Genomic DNA, 21,630 nt, shown 5'->3' with positions numbered 1-21,630 from the left:
TATATGCTTTACCTTTCTAGGGTGTAGATTTAGATTGATGATCAGAATTACTCACCGTTGTTTCTGGTGCAAAGGGAGCTTCGGCAATCTGTTGATTAATCTTAATAGATGTCAGAAGTTCTTTCCATAATTCCGGTTCAGTATTTCGCATCTGAGCCATGATCATTAAGGTATCTTGCCAGAGGTTTTCCCGAGCATAAAGTTCGGCTTTTTTTAATGGACTTTGAGCTTTTTCTATTTCATTTTTGAATATAGGATTGAGTTCATTTCGCTGAATAGAAACCTTTAAGGTATCAACAAATTCCTGTCCATCATTTTCACAGGTAATAGAAAAACTCCATTTATATTGACTTCCAGTTTCTAAAGTTACATTTTCGGGGAGTTGAATTTGCAAAATACTTGGTTTTAAAGGAAGTTGCACGACTGTTTTGTAAACATCTTTGCCCTCTTTATTAATCAGAACAAATTCACCCGTTTTTACCTTAGATTCAGGAACATAAACAAAAAATGTGGGACGGGCAGAAACCGTTAAGGTCTTCTGACTGGGGACTAAGGCGGTCATTTTTGTATTCCCAAGGCCACATTCGCTGACAGAAAGGGTTTCACCCCCTCGGGTTCCTCCCCCAGCCGTACTCACTGGCCCGTCTCCATCGGGTGCGGGGGGAAAGTTTAAACTGATTTGCATGGGAACATTAACCGGATTATTCCCCTGTGAAGCCATAATCGCTAGACTTGCGCCAGTCGGCAACAGAATGCCTAGAATCAGACTCAAAGAACCAACAGACTTGATAACCATGGGATTATGCCTCTTTAAAATATCCATTATAATGATCACTAAGATGCACTATCTCGATCAAAAAATCTATATTCCGTATGGTGAGTTTCCACACCAAATTAGCAAATGACGGGCACTTACTCCTCCAAGACTGTTTAATTACTTCAGAAGTTGCCAAGAGGGAATCAATATTGCTACTATCACACAGACCTGCGGAATCTGGGATGGGCCTTAATCAACAATTAATCAAAGATATGATAAGCTATTCTAAGCAGTATTATTTTAAAAAAGACACCTAAAAGATTACCGAGGAGGTTGTATAAAGATTAGATTTCTGAACTCAAATAAATATTGAACTAGCTTTATTTAAACAACTTCATCACCTACCATGAAAGCAATTGAAACCACAGCCACAATTAATGAAAATGGGGAACTTACACTTGATAAATTGCTAGAAGTAACCAAACCACAGCGTGTTCGGATTATTCTATTACTGTCCGATGAAGACGAACCAGACCCTGATGAAACCCCAACCGAAATTGTTATAGAAGGGATTCAGCAAGGGTTGCAGGAAGCATTAACAGGGCAGACGATTTCTGTTTCAGAAATGTGGGAGGGTATTGATGCAGAGTGAACCCTTACCCATCGAAATTTCTCTAACTCATCGCTTTAAAAGGGATTTGCGAGAACTTGCTAAATCCTATCGTTCAATTCGTACCGATATTCAACCCTTAATCGAGCAACTTCAATCAGGTCAAACCCCTGGTGATAGAATAGTAGGCGTTAAATATCAAGTATTCAAAGTTCGTCTCAAAAATAGCAATATTCAAAAAGGAAAAAGTAGTGGTTATCGCGTCATTTATTATCTAAAAACCGAACAAAATATAATTCTAGCCACCATTTATTCTAAATCAAATTTATCAGATGTTAGTAATAAAATCATTGAAAATGTAATTGAGCAATACGAGCAACAAAGTCAAATAGAAAATAATTCTGACTAATCTTGTCCCGATCTAATTTCTGTTGGCTATTCCATAATAATGACCATATCATAGATAGATTTAATATTGAATTCCTCGCCATTCTCCTTGTAAAGTAAACCCTGACCAATAGTAGGGAGGTACCCATTCCAAATCGTTTTGCATCTGAATTTGAGCTTGTCGTAAAGCCGCCCCAGGAGCTAATCCTTCCCCTAATATTCCTTGATAAAATTTAACCATTAATTCGGCCGTTGATTGGTCATCAACTTTCCATAAACTCACTACCACTCGACTTGCTCCCGCATACATAAATCCTCTGGTTAAACCTACTAATCCCTCTCCTTTGATATCCTGACCCAATCCGGTTTCACAAGCACTTAATACGACTAATTCTACAGGTAAATTTAAGTTAAAAATATCATAAAGTCGTAAAAATCCATTCTGAGATTCTCCATTTTGATTAACTAAAGAAAAAACTAAACCTGATAATTGAGGATTTTCACTATTGAGTAAACCATGGGTGGCAAAATGCACAAAACGGTATTGACTTAATTGGGGATTTGTTGCGTTTTCTCGACTAGCATTAAAGCCCACTTCTTGTAAACGATATTCTTCAGGAACTAAGGCTAAAATTTGGGTTGCTTCTTCTTGGGTAAAGGGCAAACGATCAAATAAAATTCCCGATTCTCTGGCGGAACGTTCTAAATCTGGCGGAAGGGCTTTAATCCCTTGAAAAACAACAGATTTTAAGCGCTCATCTGTGGGAGCAAATACGGGATCAGCTAATACAGCTAAGAGTTTATCTGAGGGTTTCCGATTTTGATTTTCTGCCCGGATAATTCCCAAAACTGAAGCCGAAGGTAGGGTTAATAATTCATGATTAATAATTAAAGGAATAACCTCGCTCTCCCCAGGTGTTTCGGGTTCGGGAAGGGCGGCAAAAGGAACATATTGTAATGCTCCATCGGCGACAATCAATAATCGTTTATTTTTTAAGGATGGGATTAAGGGAAAAGCAATTTGAATCAAGGCTTTTCCAGTTTCTTCGTAGAGCGATCGCCTGACTCTTTTACTGGGGAAAATTAGATTATCTCTAAAGGTTTTAACGGCTGTTTTAATAGTTTCTTCCGAGGGTAATTCATAACTTTTGATCGAGGTAGGAGTTACCGCCCATAAATAACTACGTTCTTTGCCAAGAGAATATTCTAATAAAACTGTCTGGTCATCTAATAACTTTTGAATCCCAGTTAAAGTTAAGGGTTGGGGTTGAGTTAGGGCGGCATAATGGGGATTATTTACCTGAATATTATCTAATACTTGGCTATATTCTTGGAGTAAGTTTTCAATTTCTTGGTTAAGTTCCTGTTTCTGTTTATCGGTATGGGACTGACTTAAAAGTTTAACTCGCTGTGCTTCTAAGATCGATAATTTTTGTTTTAAGGTTTGTTTTTGAGTTAACAGTTTTGGGTCAACTCCAGAGGTAACTTCTCCTTGAGCTTCAGCTAAAATATCTAATAGGGATCTAGCTTTTGCTCGTTCACTAATTTGTAAGGCTTTTCCATCCCATCCTTGATTGGGTTGTTGTTGATTCAGTTGCATTAATAAATCAATATAGAATTGGTAATAATCCTGTTTAGATGCTAAAAAAGAAGATCTTAAATCTTGATTATTAATCTGGGTTCGTAAATCTTCAATAATAGTTAAAGCCGTTTCCATTTGAGCGATCGCATCGGCAAAATTACCCTGTTTTCGTTCAACTGTTGCCACTCGATACCGAGATAGGGCTTCTTTTGGGCGATCGCCAATTTCCTGACGAATTTTTAAAGATTGATGATATAATTCTAAAGACTGATCTAACTTATTTTGTTGAAAATAAATAAACCCGATATTATTTAAGGTGCTGGCTTCTCCGGTGCGATCGCCTATTTTTTGCCATAAATTTAAGGCTTGATTATAGGTTTCTAAAGCTGAATCTAATTGGTTCAAATTGGCATAAATAAATCCAATATTATTTAAAGTTGCTCCTTTGCCTCGCTGTACATTAATCGCCGTACTATCTCCAAATTTATTAATCACTTCTTCCCATAAACCTAACGCTTGTTGATTATGTTTTAGGGCAATTTCAAACTGATTTAATTCCGATTCTACCTGGGCAATATTATTTAAAATTGCCGCCACATTAGTCGGATTTCCTAAAGACTTAACCCCCGCCAAGGCTTGATTATAATAATTAAGAGCTTGTTGAAATTCCCCTAAATTAAAATAAATCAAAGCCATCTCATTTAAAGTGGCAATCTCTCCGGTTTTAAAATTAGTTTTTTGCCATAAAGGAAAAGTTTGATTGAGAGTATCTAAGGCTTTTTGATACTCCCCTAATTGACTATAAATCTTAGCAATAGAAATTAAGGTTGTGCCTTGGGTTTGCAGATCTTCCAGAGTTTGAGTTAAAACCAGTAATTGATTATAACAATTAATCGCCTGGGAATATTCTCCTAAATTACTATAAACAGAACATAAAAAATTTTGAGTGATCAATTCTTGCTGAGGGTTATTAGCTTCTCGCCACAGACGTAACCCTGCTTCCCACTTTTGAATCGCCCCCCGAAACCCCGCAACTGTCCCTTCTCGATAGCGTGTCATCCCTTGATTAAAAATATCTTCCGCCTTAGAATTAGAATTGATCATTTCTGCGGATTGTCCTTCCCCTGCCATCGCTGGGACAACAATTCCTGAAACCCAAAAAGACCCCAGAATTAGGAGGCAAAACCAAATCCCAAAAAATTGATTTTTGCGTATATTAATGTGTATCATGAGTCAATTCCTAGTTAAAATCAAATCTTGAGGATAAGGTTATTAAAGGTTTACGATTAATTATACAGATTATTTTAACCTAATCCGTAATCAAGAGTTTCTGATCGTTGAAAGTTTCTCATTTTCTGCTTAACTTATGTTCACTATTCCTGTTTTTTATACATCAATTATTGGGTTACAACCTCCTCGTAATCGGAAACGAAATCTAATAAATTTCATCGCCGGATTGTTTCTGATTTTGAGTCTGGGACTCTTTCAACTACCAACTCTTGCCCAAATTGATCTTGCCATCATTCAAGAAATTATTGATGGAGATCAAGTTTTTATTCAAGAGAATCAAGCTAAGGTAGAAGATAAAGCAGAATTTGGACAAGTTGTAGTAACAAAAGACTCTCGCGCTGGAGTTATATTTAATAATGGGGCGTCGGGAAGAATGGATACAAATTCCCAGATTACCGTCGGTCAATGTGTCGAAATTCAACAGGGAAAAATCTTAGTTAGTGGCCCCATTAATGGATGTATTGCTGGGTTTACTGTTGGTGTTCAAGGAACAATTTATATCCTAGAAACTACCGATGGGAAGACTGGTGATATTAAGGTTTTAGAAGGGACTGTAGAAGTAACTCTTGCCGATCAAACTGGCGAACCTATCAAGATAACTGAAGGACAAAAACTACCTATTTTACAAGGAATTTTAAGTCAAGTTTTTTCCATGACATCGGAAGAAATTAGCTCCATTTTATTAGGTAAATTATTCACGGGTTTTAATATTCCCGTTACTCCAGAAGGAGCATTATCTTCTGTTTGTTCCCGTCTTTTACCTGGGTTTACCTGTTCTCAAAATGGGATTCCCACCCCGTCAATTCCAACTCCTCCAATTCCACGTTTACCTTTCTAAAAGTTGGAGCTATGAACCTCCTCCTTTAAATCTGGGTTATGAAGATGATGATGAAAATGATAGAATCTATAATGGTAAACAACTGTGCTGAAAAACATGACCCCATCTAATCCAGAAGATAGTCTGATTATGACTGAATCAACTCATCCCTATGCTGACCTGATTACGGAATTATATCAACAGGCGATTAAATTTCAAGAAAGTGAGAATTTTACCGAAGCGATCGCTTGTTACCAAAAACTAATTAATCTTGAACCTAAATTTCTCTTAGGATATCAAAAAATTGGCAATCTTTCCCTGAAAACCCAAGAATTTGAACAAGCAATTACAGCCTATCAAAATGTAATTGAATTAAGTCCTAATGATTTCTGGGCCTATAATAATTTAGGAGAAGCCTTAATTAAATTACAGCGCTGGGAAGCTGCGATTCCGATTTATGAAAAAGCGATTCAACTCGACCCCAATTGTTTTTGGGCTTGTAATGGTTTAGGGGAATGTTTAACCCAAACTCACCAATTAGAAAAAGCGGTTCCTATTTATCAAAAAGCGATTGAATTAGACCCGAACTTTTGGGGAGTTTATCAAAAATTAGCAGAAGCATTAACCACTTTAGAACAATGGGAAACTGTTATTCCTATTTATCGCCGTGCGATTGAATTAAAACCCGACTTTTTTTGGTCGTATGCTAGTTTAGGCAAAGTATTAATTCATTTAGAAAGATGGGAAGAAGCTATTCCCATTTGTCAGCAAGCAATTTCTATTGATCCGAGTTTTTTCTGGTGTTATATTAATTTAGCCGATTCTCTATTTAATTTGGAAAGATGGCAAGAAGCCATTAAAGTTTATACCACAGCTAATCAAATTAAATCGGATTTCTTTTGGTCTTATAAAAATTTAGGGGATGGGTTTATTCAATTGCAGCAATGGCAAGACGCTATTTCCGTCTATCAAAAAGCTTTAGAACTAAATTCCACCGAACCTTCCTGCTATTATAACTTAGGTTTAGCCTATCTAAATTTACAACAAAAATCCGATGCTATTCCTTGTTTTGAAACTGCTTTAAAACTGAATCCAGATTATAGTTTAGCGAAACAAAAATTAGATGAAAATATCGAGATTGATTCTACCCCATCCCCCCATCAACTCGAACCAATTGATTGGTTAAAATATTATCCAAAATCGGGACAATATCCCTCATACTCCTTATCTAAACCCACGACTTTAGGCAAAAATCCCCAAACTGGAAAATGGCAATTTCCCCTTCCTCCTGAAGATTTAAGGTTAGTTTTTGTAGAGAATGACGAATATTATCTCAACTCAGGAAAAACGCAAGTTCAAGTCATGTTAAGTATATTGCGAGAGTGTGGATATTTCCTCAAAACCGGAAGCCGAATTTTAGATTTTGGTTGTGCATCGGGACGCATTCTTCGAGAGTTAGCCGATTTATCAGAAATTTGTGAAATTTGGGGAACCGATATTAGTGCCGATTGTATTGCTTGGTGTCAACAAAATATGAGTCCCCCCTTTCATTTTTTTGTTGGAACAACCCTACCCCATTTACCCTTTGAAGACCGCTATTTTGATTTGATTTATGCGGGTTCAGTCTTCACCCATATTGACGATTTAGCCGATGCTTGGCTGTTAGAACTGCGTCGGATTTTAAAACCCGGAGGACTAGCTTTTATTACAATTCAAGAAAGTTATATTTTTGATAAAATCAAAGAATCTCCTGAATTATGGCTTTCTAATAATAATGTCTGGCCTCCAGAACAAAAACAAGCCTGTATTCAGAACTATTTTGAATATATTAATCAAGATTTTGCCATGTTTACCCTAGGACGGGATACCCGGTCTTTGGTTTTCTATGACGTGAATTCTTTCCGGGAAAAATGGAAACCCTTTTTCCAAGTTTTGGCGGTTAAACAAGAAGCCTATTATTGGCAAACAGGAATATTATTAAAGCGCCTGTAATTGATGGTAAAGGCAATTCATAAATTACCCCTTCGTAATTCGTAATTCGTAATTCGTAATTCGTAATTCGTAATTACCCATTACCCATTACTGTCCCAAATACCTGTGTCCAATAGTGGTTCCAATTTTCAAACCCCGTATCATTTTCTAAATAGAAATAGCCAATGCCAATTTCAGCGTAATTGGGGTTAAGCAAGTTTTCCCGGTGCCCCGGACTATCAATCCATCCCTGAACTACTTCCCCAGGGGTTTGATACCCGGCACCAATATTTTCGCCGATAAAAGAAAAACTGTATCCCTGGTTTTGGGCGCGGGTTGCGGGGGTGGAACCATCTAAGCCGATGTGGTTAAAAAAGTCTTGCTGCGCCATACCTTGACTTTGTTCCTGGGCGGCTGCATTTAACTTAGTGTTCAGAGTTAGGGGACGTAAACCATTTTGACTGCGGAAATCATTAGTTAAGTTTAAGACCTGTTGCACAAAGTCAGAGGGAGGAGGAGAGACATTATCTTTTTTCAAAGTAAATCCCTGACCGATGAAATCACTCGCCTGTAAGTCCGATGGTACAATCCCATCCAAAAGGGCGAGTTCTTCGTTAGTAGCACTGACAACCAGGCGAGTTTGATTACTTCCTACCGCTTGGACTTGCACTTCGCCGACGTTATTAGGCAGTTGAATCAAATCAATATTCCGTTCAAAATCCCTAATCCAGTCCCGTCCTTGACCTTGTTGTTGTAGCAAAAACACATCCTGACCAATGCCTCCGGTGAGGGTATCAGCCCCTAAGTCCCCTGATAAGGTATCATTTCCCCCTTCACCGTTTAAGACATCATCGCCTTTCCCCCCAAATAAACTATCAAACCCCTCGCCCCCAAAAAGAGTATCGGCGTCTAGGTTGCCAAACAGGACATCATTCCCCGCTTCTCCCTCAAGGATATCCCCATCCTTACCACCAAATAGGGTATCGGAACCCTCCCCACCCCATAACTGGTCAAAACCTGTGTTCCCTAAAATCAACTCATTATCACCGAGACCGAATACAGTATCATTCCCATCGAGTCCTAACACCCCGCCGGGATAGTTGGATAACTGTCCTGGGAATAGGGAAATTAATTCAGATGAGTTATTCCCGACTAAAGCGCCAATAGAAGAATCTGGAATTAAAGCCATGGTTATACTATTTATAAAACTTTATACAACAGTAAAATCCTTAACTTTGATTATATCAAATTATTTTTTATAGGTAGTTAATTTTTGTATTATTTTTATATATAATTTTTTGTATTGCAGGGGTTTAGATAGTAAACCCCTACAGTTTTTTTCACAAAAATGCTCAATCTTCGGGTGTAACTCCTAATGCTCGTAATTGCGCGGCTAAACGTTCCGCCCGTTGAGCTTCCATTTCTGCCCGTTGAGCTTCCATTTCTGCCCGTTCATTTCCTGTTAATAACAAATTCCCGGCACTATCCCACCAGCGCAACCAAGGCAATTCTACATTTTGATATTCACCTTGCCAAATTCCTAATTCAACACCTAGACAAGCAATAGGATAGTGTCCTCGTTCATTTTTTGGCAAAGGTTGAAAGTGATTTTCAACCAAATGATACACTTCAATACTGGATTTTTGCACTTCATAAATCCCATAAAACGCCGGATGAATGACTTGCTCATAAACCCAGAATTTACCCGGTTTTTTACCTTCTGATTCCGCCGTCCATAAAGAGGTTTTATCCCGTTCTTCTGAACCATCTCCAGAGACAAATTCTAAAATAATTAAAGGGGCAACATATTCCTGCCAAAGCACATAGGAACGTCGCATTTGACCGTTTAAACTAGGGGGAACATTAGCAACATAAAACCAATCTGGTGCTTCTGCTCCCCGTTGGGGTGGGTCAGTTATGCGCCAATAAATCCCACTATCTTGACCAATACAATAGTATCCATCGGGATGAATTTTTTGCAGAACCGGGTTAATAGAATCGGTGAGTAAAATACTTTGAGGATGTTCTTGAAAATTTTTCACAAATGTACCGTCTGAGTCGGGGAGTTCTGTATGGTCAGGTAAGTGAGTTGTGGGTTGTTCGGTGGGAAAGGTTGTTGTCATAGCAGTATTTAAAATCCGGTTAATTTTGATTCTTTTGGGTTTATTTTTAAATAAATAATCATAACTTCTTGGGGCGATTGCTATTATCATTGGTATGCGATCGCCTACTTTTGGCATCCTAATATATGGCGTGCTTGCGTAAGTCCTGTCAGATCTATAATAAGGATGGAGTGATCAAGGAGCGGTGTGAGGCAAAAATAATGCCATATTCTGAAACAGAGGTAGGAGTGGTAACGCTCCTATGGACTCTAACTGTAGAAACTCCTGGGTTTATCCAATCCGGATGGGGATTCAGTACATTGACACTCTCAGGTCTGAAGACACTGAGTTTTTAAGCTCCCAGACTTATGTTATAAGCAAGTTAACCCATATCAATCTTGATCGCAACCGTTGCCTCCTTCTCAAGAAAGGGTGCAAATGTTGAAATGTCCTGATACTGTTGATTCTTGACTTAAGTTTAGTATAAAGCCCTGGATCAATTTTTAAAGAAAAAGGGTTTTTACTCGCCGTGTCCTTGCTCCCATAAGGGATGTGTCTCCGCTAAGAGGTGTTATGAGTCCTTCTCCAAATCGTTCCTCTCGATCCAAACGTTCTTCAAGCTCAACTCCAGCTAGTGAGCCAGCCGTGCATAAGTCTCAAGATGTTTCCATTGATACACCGAACGAAAGTGAAAGTGTAACTATAGAAACGCCAGAAACCCCAGAAACGCCGGAAACCCCAGAAGATACGCCCCAGACCAGCCCTAGCACGTCTGAACCGGATCAAATAGATCAAACCGCAGAATTAGAGCCAGATGCCCTCGACTCGTTCGAGCGACTCTGGCATCGTCCGATTCCGCCCCCCAGCGAAGCCCGTCAATATCGAGCCATTGGATTAGTTCATGGCCGATATATTGCTTCTGCGGATCAGTTTACCCAGGGAACCTTACTAACCAGTGAAGGGAAACTGCTTGATGCGGTGTTATTGGGTCGAGTCATGAGTTTAGTGAAAAAACATATTGACTTAGATCAAGATCATATTTGGGTGGTTTATCCCCGTACCCGCCAAGAAGAAGATAATCTGCACGTTCAAATTATGGGGGTTTGGGAACCTCAAACCCTGAGAACCAAGGATTCTACCGACGTTACTTCTGAAACTCAATTAGCAGTATCAGAGGATAAAACCGGTGATTTAGTGAATGTTCAGCAGGGCTATTTTTCTATTCGAGGTGAGGTTGTTTATCAATCTCAAGAAGTTGAAAAGTATGTGATTGTTAAAATTCGCCAAGCTCCCCGCAAAGATAATGATAAACCTAAGTTTTTTAAACTGAAACTGATAGGAATTGCTGGGATGAGAGCCATCGGTCATTTCTGGGATTTGCACGTTCAGTTAAAAGAAGATTATTTAGTCATCCAAGAAAGCCATGATATTGGCATGATTCCGACTAAAAAACGCCGACCTCCTTTCTCGAAAGGTGGCCCCAGAAGACCATCCGGTCAAGGTCAGTTTAACACTGGATCTCATTCTCCCTATAAGCCTAAATTCTCATCGGATGAGGCGCCACCTCCGGCGCGTCGAGAACCGATTGCTAAACCGTTAAAACGGAAATCTTCTGAGGAAGAAAGCTAAAATCAGTTATCAGTTATCAGTTTTCATCAGGACAGGCTTCAGGTCTGAGAGGATCAATTCTATTACCCCTTTGGGTTTCACCGCCGAGGTCAGACGTTACAATGCGTTACAACACGATAGAATAGGAGTGATCTAGCCGGAAACCATATAGACAAGGAGATAAGCAACGCATGGGCAAAGTAGTCGGCATTGACTTGGGAACAACGAACTCCGTGGTTGCGGTCATGGAGGGCGGAAAACCCGTTGTGATTGCTAACTCTGAAGGGATGCGAACCACTCCCTCCGTCGTTGGGTTTACCAAAGAAGGAGAACGCATCGTGGGACAGATGGCTAGACGACAAGCGGTTTTGAATCCCCAAAATACCTTTTATGGGGTCAAACGACTGATGGGTTGTCGCTATTCTGATCTCACTGCTGCCTCAAAACGGGTTCCCTACACGATGCGACGGGATGAAACCGATAATATTCGGATCAAATGTCCCCGGGTAAATAAGGATTTTGCCCCGGAGGAACTTTCAGCAATGATCTTAAAAAAATTAGTCGAAGAAGCGACTCGGTATTTGGGGGAAGAAATTACCGGGGCTGTAATTACGGTTCCTGCCTATTTTAATGATTCTCAAAGACAAGCTACCAGAGATGCCGGACGCATTGCCGGATTAGACGTTAAACGCATATTAAATGAACCGACGGCGGCTTCTTTAGCTTATGGTTTGGAACGGCAAGATTATGGGACTATTTTAGTCTTTGATTTAGGCGGTGGAACCTTTGATGTCTCAATTTTAGAGGTCGGGGAAGGGGTATTTGAAGTTAAATCTACCTGTGGGGATACCCAACTGGGCGGAACGGATTTTGATCAGAAAATTGTTGATTGGTTAGCAGAACAATTTCTATCAGAAGAAGCGGTGGATTTAAGACGCGATCGCCAATCTTTACAACGGTTAACAGAAGCCGCCGAAAAAGCCAAAATAGAGCTTTCTGGGGTGGGAGTTACTGATATTAATTTACCCTTTATTGCAGCCACAGAAGACGGCCCTAAACACTTGGAAATCCGCCTAACTAGAGGGGAATTTGAGGGGTTATGTGGAGATTTAATTCAACGGTTACGCCGTCCAGTAAAACAGGCTTTAGCCGATGCTGGATTAACCTCTAATGATATTGATGATGTGATCTTAGTTGGTGGTTCTACCCGAATGCCAATGGTGCAACAATTAGTGAGAAGTTTAATTGATTTAGAACCGAATCAAGGGGTTAATCCTGATGAAGTTGTGGCCGTTGGTGCGGCTATTCAAGCGGGAATTTTAGCTGGAGATGTGCGGGATATTTTATTATTAGATGTGACTCCCTTATCGTTAGGATTAGAAACTATTGGGGGGGTGATGAAAAAATTAATTCCCCGTAATACCACAATTCCCGTAAGGCGTTCTGATATTTTTTCAACATCTGAAAATAACCAAACTTTGGTAGAAGTTCATATCGTACAAGGAGAACGAGAATTAGCCGTTGATAATAAGTCTTTAGGACGGTTTAAATTAACTGGAATTCCCCCGGCGCCGCGGGGGGTTCCGCAAGTTCAAGTGGCGCTTGATATTGATGCAAATGGGATTCTACAAGTTACCGCTTTAGATAAAACCACTGGACGGGAACAAAGTGTGATTATTCAGGGAGCTTCTACCCTGTCTCAAGATGAAGTTAATCGCATGATTAAGGATGCGGAAAAATATGCAGAAGTTGACCGTTTACAACGAGAAAAAGTCGAAAAACGCAACCGCGCCCAAGCGTTAACTTATCAAGCTGAACGACAATTAAGGGAAGTAGCCCTAGATTACGGAATGCAATTTGCCCAACGTCAACGGTCAAGAATTGAAACCTTAATTCGCTCTTTAAGAGATAGTTTAGAACGGGATGATGATCGAGGAATTGATCAAATTAGTGTGGATTTACAGGACGCTTTATATGAGTTAAATCGGGAAGTTTCAGCTTTTGTGACGGAGGACGATGAAGATGATTTATTCGGTTCAATTCGCCGAACTTTTTCCGGTGAAAAACGTCGCGTTGACCCCTACGAACCTCAAACTCGCAGTTATCCCCGTTATGACCAACGTAGTAATAATGGTAGTAGTTTAGGCGGTGGTAGCGGTGTATCCCGTTCCCGTCGCTATTCTCAAACGGATAATTGGGATGATGATGATTGGTTGTAACAAACCCAGAAACCGGGTTTATTTGAGAAACCTGATTTCTGCAAACTTAAAAATCAACCCTTTAACCCAAATTTAACTTATGCAAAATTTTCGGAATTATTATCAAATTTTAGGGGTTTCCCGTGAAGCATCTGTCGATGAAATTAAGAAGGTTTATCGTAGACTAGCGAGACAATATCACCCCGACTTAAATCCTGGGGATAAGGAAGCGGAAGAAACCTTTAAAGATATTGGCGAAGCCTATAATATTCTATCCGATCCTGAAAAACGAGCGCAATATGATGATTATAGTCAATTTTGGAAACAAAAAGGGTTTCAAGATTGGCAAAAAAATGCTTTTTCAGGAATCAAAAATTGGGGAAGTCGTCGGACAATTTCTCAAACTGAAGATGTAGATTATGAAGATTTTTCGGATTTTGATACCTTTGTTGACCAATTATTAGGACGGCGGCGAGAAGTCCGAACTGTTGACCCGAAGGCGGCTCAAATGACGGCGGCTGACCCCTATAATTCTCCTCGAACAAAAGCAGTTTATAAACCGACTCCTAGGGAAACAAAACGGGATATTGAGGCGCGATTAACCTTACCTTTAGAAAAAGCCTATACCGGAGGGAAAGAACGAATTCGTTTAGAGGATGGACGGTCTTTAGAAGTGGATTTACCGCCCGGAATGGTTAAGGGTCAACAAATTAGATTAAAAAATCAAGGTGTGAATGGCGGGGATTTATTTTTAAAAATTAATATTACTCCCCATCCCTTTTTTAGAGTAGAAAAATCAGAAATTTATTGTCAAATTCCAGTCACTCCCACGGAAGCTATATTAGGAGGAGAAATTGATATTCCGACTTTAGATGGTTTAGTTAAAATGCGTTTACCTTTGGGAGTTGTTTCTGGTCAACGGTTACGATTAGCAAATAAAGGTTATCCGAATCCTCAAGGAGAAAGGGGAGACCAATTAATTGAAATTCAAGTGGTTCTCCCTAAAACCATTACTCCCCAAGAACGAGAATTATATGAACAATTACGTCAAATTGAAACCTTTAAACCCCGTCAAAATTTAAGATTTTAATAGAATTCAAATTCACTCAAGACCCCCTTCTTGTTCCCTGCGTTTACGATCTTCAATGAATGATTTAACTAACATCACATCCTCTTTACTACCAATAATTAAAGGGGTGCGTTGATGCAGTTTTTCTGGAATTACATCTAATATTTCTTGGGTTCCAGTTGAAGCCATTCCTCCAGCTTGTTCAATTAAAAATGCCATGGGTGCAGACTCATATAATAACCGTAATTTTCCCTCTGGTTTCTTAACAGTCCCAGGATATAAAAACACACCGCCTTGATATAAAATTCGGTGAACATCTCCCACTAAAGCCCCACTATAACGGGCTGTATATCCTTCATGACGATGGACATAACGAGCATAATCTCGAATGGATTCATCCCACTGCCAAAAATTACCTTCATTCACACTATAAATCGGCCCATGATTGGGAATTTTAATATTTTCATTTGCTAGAATAAATTCTCCCAAACTAGGGTCAAGAATAAACGCATGAACCCCTGTTCCAATGGAATAAACTAGCATCGTACTGGGCCCATAAAGAATATATCCGGCGGCAATTTGTTTGCGTCCACTTTGCAATAAATCAACCGCTTTCCCATCTTCATCATTACCTTCCTGTTGACGAATCGCAAATATTGATCCGACATTTAAGTTAGTATCTAAATTGGATGAACCATCGAGGGGATCATAGAGTAAAGTATAGCGTCCAATTGGGCAGTTTTCGGGAATATAAAAGGGTTTTTCCATTTCTTCCGATGCCAAACGACAGACTAAACCGCTTTGTTTGAACACCGAAATAAACACGGAATTGGAATAAACATCCATCTGTTGTACGGACTCTCCCTGCACGTTTACGGCCCCGGTAAACCCTAACGCATCATCTACTAAACCCGACTGAGATAGGCGACGGGCGATGAGTTTTCCCGCCAATCCGATGCGATTCATTAAGGCGCTAATATCCTGAGCATCATGGGAAAAACTATGGAGTTGTTGGAGAACATGACGGGATAAAGTTGTGCAATCTCGATCTAAGTAATATCCTTGATCAATAGCATCGGAAAAATTAGATTGAACAGATTGATCTACCATAATCAAGAGTCTCCATATTAAGGGGATTTAAACTGAGTTAATCACTGGTGCTATTTAGTTTTTAGAATCTAAAGCAGCAGCTTGACGAAATGAGCGGATTGAGACTAGACGGTTAGCGTCAGAATCCCAGAGGATAAACTTAAAACAATCAGGAATATCTGAAATTCTCAGGGTTTTTACCCCGGCGAGTAAATGTATATTCTGATTATGACAAACTTCGAGGTTATAATTGGGGATTCTTTCACAAAGATGATGGATATTATGATAGCCAATATCGGCGGAAAACCATTTTAAAATTGGGGGTAATTCCAGATAACTACTGCCCTCAATTGCACCTCGTAAATAATCCCAACCTTCGGTTTTGTGGGCGTAGGAACCCTCAAAGTTATGTTGTACAAAAAACACACAAATAAACAACGCCGCCGAACAGGTTAGGGTGATTGAATACACTGTCCAGAAGAACCCCCATCCCAGATAATTACTGAGGATAATCCAGCCCCCAACCACACAAATATTGTTAAAAAGTAGATCCCAAAATTCACCCGTAGTATACCAATTTCTGGATTTATAGGATGAGAAACGCTGCCTGAAACTAATATTAGGATATTGTTTTAAGGAAGTTAAAACATGAACAAAAAAACCATAGGTTCCTAGAATTAATGCTAATCTGGGTTTAATTGCTAGGTAGAAAAAACCTCCTGGGAAAATCATTAATGGATGTCTAAGAACTTCATACCACCCTTGATCCGATGGACTCAGTTTAGCAAATTCCTGTGTAGAAATCAAAGCCGAGGGGCCACGATAACGTTCCCAATCCCCATTGGTTTTGTGGTGATAGGCGTGTCCTCTTGACCAGGGATATTGGGGGATGGCGTTGATGACACCAAACATAAAACCCACGACTCGATTCACCTTTTTTGAACTAAATAGGGAGTAATGTCCGCAATCGTGCATTAGGGAAAAACAACGGACTGAAAACAGGATCATTAACACCATAATCGGTGGTAGCAACCATAGGGAAATAGCCGCGGCTTTAACTGCTAAAATCCATAAGAACAGATAGGGAATAACGGTATTTAAGATTTGATAAGTTCCCCATAAATTATTACTTTTCATGTAGGGAGAAAGAACAAAATCTGACTTTTTGATTTGGGTTTCTATCATTATTGTTGAAATAATATGGATGTTTTTCCGATGAGTTTAATATCGAGGAATTTGGGAATCAACCAAAACTGAATAAGCATCAATTCCCCCATTAATATTTTTTACCTGGGTGAAACCTTTCTGAATCAACCATTGACACATTTGGGCTGATCTCATGCCATGATGACACAGAATTAGGGTTTCTTGGTGCGGGTCAAGTTGAACTAAAATTTGATCTGACCATGCACTATATTGACTTAAAGGATAGTTAATAAATCCTTCTATTTTTGCCATTTCAATTTCTTGAGGTTCCCGCACATCAATTAACTGAAGATCAGTTTCGGGAACTGTTTTAAGTAAATTTTCTAATTGTTTAACACTAATTTCTGGAATCGCTTGTGTAAAAAATTGTTCTGACATAAAAATGTACCTAATATTTGAATCAAATTCGTAGTGAGCCCTTCAGGGCTCTATCATATCCGTATTAATCACCCAAATCACAAATCAACCTGCCTCTAAAACTAATTACTCTAAAACTGATAACTGTTACAGACGCGCCATGGCACGTCTCTACACTGATGACTGATTCAAAGGGAGATAATACTAGAAATTCCCCGAATATGCAACTCTACCCTGGGCTGTTCATCTCGATAGAAAACCGTGCCTCGATAATCTCCCGTGATACTATTAAAAGAAAGTTGATGACCGTCCGCCACTTCTAACATTAATTCTCCAATTCTGACTTTTCCTTGTATTCCATCGACATCAATTTGTAGGGCTTTAGAACTATAAATATCCGTCAAAAGTACCCATAAAATATTATTCCGTTTGGCTCGTTTGACTTGAATATGACCAATTTGGAAACTAAAGCCATCGGCTTCTGGCCCTAAAAGGCGGATTTTTGTGCCGGGGGGTAGACCTTGAACCTGATCATCCATGGGGTCAGGATTCGCCTGGGAGGGGTCTGGGGGCGAGAGTTGGAGTAATTTGTGATTTTCGATTAAATCGACCCGGGGAGGGTCGGAATTGAGGGTGGCAGGGTCGATGTTCCATTCCTTCGCCCGGCGAGTAATATCTTGTTGAATTTCCTGCGCCCGAATGGGTTCGGCGACTAGGGAATATTCTTTTTGTTTGAGTTTGGTTGCTAACCAGCGTTCTTGAGCAAACTGTTTTAAAGGAGGTTCATTACTATTAAAAAATCGTTCATAAAATTTGAGAGTTGGGACTAATTCCCCAATTTTTTCTAAAGCAATTCCTACCTCAACGACCGCTAACTTTTGTCGCCAGTTGGAGACCGATAGGGCTTTTTCAATTAAAGCTAAATAGCGACCCCGAAAATCTCGGGCTTGTTCAGGGGTTAAATTAGAACGGGAAATTTGGCGGATTAGTTCAAACCTAAATAGAATCGCCTCTAGTTTACCACATTTTTCGATCGCAGCGATCGCATCAATCCAACGTTTAATTCTAATTAAATAATTAATCCAATCTCGCAGGCGATTTTGTCGTTCTAAAGCCCGTCCTAAACAATCTAAATGTTTAATCCATTGTTGATTTCCTGACTTCCCAGATTTCTCCCATTCCACAATAATTCGTTCAAAATCTAAGGCTTTTTCCAAATAGGGTAAACCTTCAGGAAATCCAGATAATTCAGCTTGAGCCAGATAATATTCTCGCTTTTGATTTGCCCCGCTTTCCTGCCAACATCGAACAGCCCGGCGTAGGTTTTTAGCCCGATAATAACAATCTCCTCCTAATTCCAAAACCCCATTATATTTAGCTTCATCTAATCCCTCTAAAACCTCTCCAAACCGTTGCCATTCTTCAGGGTCTAGGATTTTTTCCCGCATTAATATTCTAACTTGACGACTATAATCCTGTACCGCCGATTTCCAAGCCTTGACTAAGCGGTTTTCCTTAATCATTTGACTACTCAAACTCTCCTCTAAAAAATGAGTAAATTGTCGAATATTCGGTAAGGTTTTTGAGGTTTGAGCCATGAATTCTACTAAAGGTTGTTCCAAAGATTTTTTCTGGGGAAATTGATGATACCATTCCGCTAAAGCTTGCCAACACATCCCATCCCAGAAACACTCCCAAGCCTCTAATTCCTGACCTCTTTTTAGGAATAAACGCCCCGCTTCTCGAAAGCGTTTATCGAATTTTAAAGCAAAGGCTTCACATAAATCAGCTTTTTCTAAATATCCTAATTCTCGATAAAATTGTTTCGCCCGTCGGAGGTCGGCGGCATTTTTTTGATTTCGACCATTTTCTTCAAATTTTTGAGCTTGGGAGGCGCGGTTATCCCGTTGTAATTCATCTAAATTATCCCCCCAACGGACTCCCCCAATATAAGTTTGCCAATGCTCCGGTTTTTTAACTTGATTTAACCAATATTCATGATAGTTGAATGATGAGGTTTCTGCTAATATTCCAACCGTCGCATATTGCCATAAACAGCGATCGCCAATTTCTGTATCAATAATTATTAAATCCGACATTCCACGACTAGCTGCAACATAAAGTTTATTAAAAAAGTATTCCAATTCTAAGGGATGATTCCCCGTCCCTTGCACATAATCAATTAAAGGTTTTTGATTAAATTCCTTAGCAAATTGATCCCCAAATTTATATAAAATAACTAAGGGAAATTCTAATCCTTTTGCTTGAATTGCACTTAAAATATTCTTAGGGGGATGTTCTTCCGTGGCATCGGGAAATAAAGGAGATAAAAATTCATCTAGTCTAATATAGTCTAACTCCCCTCCCGCTTCACAGGGAACAATAAAAATCGGGGATTTCTGAATATGTTGTTTCAAGGATTCTGCGGAAAAATTATTCTGTTCAAAGATAAACTTTTGCGGGGTTGGAGACTCCATATAAGATTGCCAAGACTCCTGGGGTCTTAACTCTTGAATTTTGAATAAAATATGTCTCCATAGATGAATTAAATTCGTGACTTTCACAATAGAAGGACTTGATCTATAATTAGATTCAAGCTCATAAAAAGTCATGGATAAATTAAGTTGTCGGGTCGGGTCAAGGGCAGCAATAACTTGATCAAAAAAGGTCGCCTTAACACTTTCCCAGCGAAATCCCGTGGGGTTTAGGGTCTGAAATGGATCACCCGCAAAGGCAAAGGGTAAACACCAAACCGGGGGGTATAAATCACAATGGGAAAATATAGATAACTGCATAATTAAGCGCAGTTCTAAACTGGTAAAATCCTGGGCTTCATCGCAAAAAATAGCCGTATAAACGGGTAAATTATCCCCACTGAATTGTAAGACTTTTCTAATTAAATCTTGATCATCCCAATAGCCCTCGCGAGTGGTTAATTGATAATACCAAGGCCAAACTTGCTTATAAATTGCTTGGAAAATATCAAAAGATAAACTGCGTTCTCGTCGGGGAATTTCTTCATAATCATCGGGGGTCATATACCCTTCATTTTGTCCGGTTAGGGTATAACCTTTAATAAATGTTCTAATAATATGCCAACAAAGTTCGGGGGAATAACGACTATATCGACGGCTGCACCGTTGTCTAAAATCATGAAAATTAATATATTTATCGGGATCAAATTTATCGCTTTCTTCTGGGGGAAGTAAACTTAATAAAAATTGTTGAAAGGATTTAAAACAAATATCAATCGAAGGTTTGTTTACCTGTCCATCGGTTTCTAATAAAAATTTATGGTGACTTTTGAGCAGTTTTTTTACCCCTTCTCTGGCTTTTCCTAATAATTGTTCATTATAGGTTAAAAATAAAGGATGGGGAACCGAGTTTAATCGTTGACGATGTTGTAAATAATATTTTTGATAGCGATAACAATAATCGGCAAACAAATAAAATAACATGGTTGATTTACCACTCCCCGCCCGTCCATTAATAAAAACTGGTAGGGAACTATGGCTAATTTCCGGGGTAGATAACTCATGGAGAATTTTTTCTTCCTCCATTGATAAAGCCCAATTAATCCCAAATTCCTGCTCAATTTCTAACCAGATTTCTGAATCTCCTAATAAATAATCGGGATAGGAACGTCGGGTATAACGGGCTAAATCTTCTAAACTTAATTCCTGGGCTAAAACGTTAGTTGGGTTAGGGTTTTTTGAGGATGCTTCCCCATTAGTTTCTCCTGGATTAGAATTAAACAGACGAGTGATTTGACCGACTTCCAGAATATCCTGGGAAGTGGGATAATGATTAAAGGTAGAAAGTAAAAATAAAACGCTACGGTTAGGAGTATCGGAGGTGAGAATCCAACTATAAATAATATAACGATTTTGCTCCGGTTGTCCGGCAATTTCAATTCCTAAAAAGTCAGTTGTTGTGGTTTCAATTCCTGATTTTTTCTCCACCAAACTATCCACAATGTCATAATAAGTCCGCCATTGCAGTTGAGTGTCTGGTTGTTTAAATTGTGTTACCCAAATTTCACTTTCACAAATCACCGCATCGGTGGTATTTTTAATCCAATCTGGCCCTTTTAACCAAATTTGACGTAAATCTTCGGGTAAAGTGGGGCGACGGCGAAAGGATTTTTGTTCTTCCCGTTGGGCATTAATACTATTTTCTAATTCTTTGGAATCAATTAACGAATCCAGATGACTAATTCCGTAGTCATCTGGATTTCTCAGAAATGCCTCATACTCGTTTCCTCCCCGGGGAAGAACCGCTAATAAACATAAAATCGGGTCATTATTTACCCAGAGAATTTTTCCTAGTAAACGCAAGTTCCGCACGGGTCGCTTTAGGTAGGGATAATTCCACTCAAACAGCGCCTGTACCGCCACTGTGCCTTGAGTCTTGAGGATGACGAGTAATTCCGCCACCTGACTCTGGATGCCTTGCTGTTTCGCTTGTGCGTCGAATGTCGGGGTCGTGTAGATTAGCATGACTTCGATTTTGACACAATTTCATTGATGTCGCATAAAGTCATTTTGCGTTATTTAACGGGAAAATATCAAATCAAGGTTTAGGTTC

The 21,630-nt window shown here is 39.4% G+C and carries 15 protein-coding genes; 7 read left to right on the top strand and 8 right to left on the bottom strand.

Annotated elements, in window-relative coordinates; genetic code table 11:
• Positions 1 to 16: 16 nt before the first annotated feature.
• Complete coding sequence (locus NMG86_RS19595) at positions 17 to 796, bottom strand: DUF928 domain-containing protein (protein ID WP_026796319.1); 780 nt, start codon at positions 794 to 796, stop codon at positions 17 to 19.
• Between the two features lie 367 nt (positions 797 to 1,163).
• On the opposite strand from NMG86_RS19595, the gene NMG86_RS19590 reads away from it, so the two are divergent.
• Both NMG86_RS19590 and NMG86_RS19585 read left to right on the top strand, forming a co-directional pair.
• Positions 1,164 to 1,409, top strand: coding sequence for a type II toxin-antitoxin system RelN family antitoxin (locus NMG86_RS19590; protein WP_026785504.1), 246 nt, complete (start codon positions 1,164 to 1,166; stop codon positions 1,407 to 1,409).
• Complete coding sequence (locus NMG86_RS19585; protein WP_026796318.1) at positions 1,399 to 1,776, top strand: type II toxin-antitoxin system RelE/ParE family toxin; 378 nt, start codon at positions 1,399 to 1,401, stop codon at positions 1,774 to 1,776. Before NMG86_RS19590 ends, NMG86_RS19585 begins: the two co-directional genes overlap by 11 nt.
• A gap of 60 nt (positions 1,777 to 1,836) precedes the next feature.
• On the opposite strand, the gene NMG86_RS19580 is transcribed toward NMG86_RS19585, so the two are convergent.
• Positions 1,837 to 4,566 carry a CHAT domain-containing protein gene (locus NMG86_RS19580; protein ID WP_237747543.1) on the bottom strand — a complete coding sequence of 910 codons (2,730 nt, stop codon included), beginning with the start codon at positions 4,564 to 4,566 and terminating at the stop codon, positions 1,837 to 1,839.
• A 136-nt stretch (positions 4,567 to 4,702) separates the two neighbouring features.
• Between NMG86_RS19580 and NMG86_RS19575 the strand changes: the two genes are divergently transcribed.
• Complete coding sequence (locus tag NMG86_RS19575) at positions 4,703 to 5,464, top strand: FecR family protein (RefSeq protein WP_052338541.1); 762 nt, start codon at positions 4,703 to 4,705, stop codon at positions 5,462 to 5,464.
• Positions 5,465 to 5,560: 96 nt separating this feature from the next.
• Complete coding sequence (locus NMG86_RS19570; RefSeq protein WP_026796316.1) at positions 5,561 to 7,435, top strand: tetratricopeptide repeat protein; 1,875 nt, start codon at positions 5,561 to 5,563, stop codon at positions 7,433 to 7,435.
• 73 nt (positions 7,436 to 7,508) lie between these two features.
• Here the strand turns inward: NMG86_RS19570 and NMG86_RS19565 are convergent, their stop codons facing one another.
• Both NMG86_RS19565 and NMG86_RS19560 read right to left on the bottom strand, forming a co-directional pair.
• Positions 7,509 to 8,603 (bottom strand): CAP domain-containing protein, encoded by a 1,095-nt coding sequence (locus tag NMG86_RS19565; protein WP_026796315.1) that lies wholly within the window; start codon positions 8,601 to 8,603, stop codon positions 7,509 to 7,511.
• 163 nt (positions 8,604 to 8,766) lie between these two features.
• The gene (locus NMG86_RS19560; RefSeq protein ID WP_026796314.1) at positions 8,767 to 9,537 is read right to left on the bottom strand and encodes a Uma2 family endonuclease; all 771 of its coding nucleotides are present in this window, start codon (positions 9,535 to 9,537) and stop codon (positions 8,767 to 8,769) included.
• A 552-nt stretch (positions 9,538 to 10,089) separates the two neighbouring features.
• Between NMG86_RS19560 and patR the strand changes: the two genes are divergently transcribed.
• The 3 genes from patR to NMG86_RS19545 all read left to right on the top strand — a co-directional run bounded on the left by patR (position 10,090) and on the right by NMG86_RS19545 (position 14,412).
• Positions 10,090 to 11,145 (top strand): heterocyst master regulator PatR, encoded by a 1,056-nt coding sequence (patR, locus tag NMG86_RS19555; protein WP_026796313.1) that lies wholly within the window; start codon positions 10,090 to 10,092, stop codon positions 11,143 to 11,145.
• 170 nt (positions 11,146 to 11,315) lie between these two features.
• Positions 11,316 to 13,343, top strand: a complete 2,028-nt coding sequence (gene dnaK / locus NMG86_RS19550) for a molecular chaperone DnaK (RefSeq protein ID WP_026785512.1) — start codon at positions 11,316 to 11,318, stop codon at positions 13,341 to 13,343.
• Between the two features lie 79 nt (positions 13,344 to 13,422).
• Positions 13,423 to 14,412, top strand: coding sequence for a DnaJ C-terminal domain-containing protein (locus NMG86_RS19545; protein ID WP_026795861.1), 990 nt, complete (start codon positions 13,423 to 13,425; stop codon positions 14,410 to 14,412).
• 12 nt (positions 14,413 to 14,424) lie between these two features.
• On the opposite strand, the gene fbp is transcribed toward NMG86_RS19545, so the two are convergent.
• From fbp to NMG86_RS19525, 4 genes are all read right to left on the bottom strand, one after another.
• Positions 14,425 to 15,501, bottom strand: a complete 1,077-nt coding sequence (gene fbp / locus NMG86_RS19540) for a class 1 fructose-bisphosphatase (protein WP_026785514.1) — start codon at positions 15,499 to 15,501, stop codon at positions 14,425 to 14,427.
• 54 nt (positions 15,502 to 15,555) lie between these two features.
• Positions 15,556 to 16,665, bottom strand: coding sequence for a fatty acid desaturase (locus tag NMG86_RS19535; RefSeq protein WP_233423127.1), 1,110 nt, complete (start codon positions 16,663 to 16,665; stop codon positions 15,556 to 15,558).
• A gap of 36 nt (positions 16,666 to 16,701) precedes the next feature.
• Positions 16,702 to 17,064 (bottom strand): rhodanese-like domain-containing protein, encoded by a 363-nt coding sequence (locus tag NMG86_RS19530; RefSeq protein ID WP_026785516.1) that lies wholly within the window; start codon positions 17,062 to 17,064, stop codon positions 16,702 to 16,704.
• Between the two features lie 167 nt (positions 17,065 to 17,231).
• Entirely contained in the window at positions 17,232 to 21,542 is a 4,311-nt protein-coding gene (locus NMG86_RS19525) for a hypothetical protein (RefSeq protein WP_026796311.1), read from the bottom strand.
• Positions 21,543 to 21,630 lie beyond the last annotated feature (88 nt).

Source organism: Planktothrix rubescens CCAP 1459/22 (assembly GCA_904830895.1).
Lineage (GTDB): Bacteria > Cyanobacteriota > Cyanobacteriia > Cyanobacteriales > Microcoleaceae > Planktothrix > Planktothrix agardhii.
The sequence above is the reverse complement of the archived record's forward strand: the minus strand, read 5'-3'. Positions and strand labels throughout refer to the sequence as shown.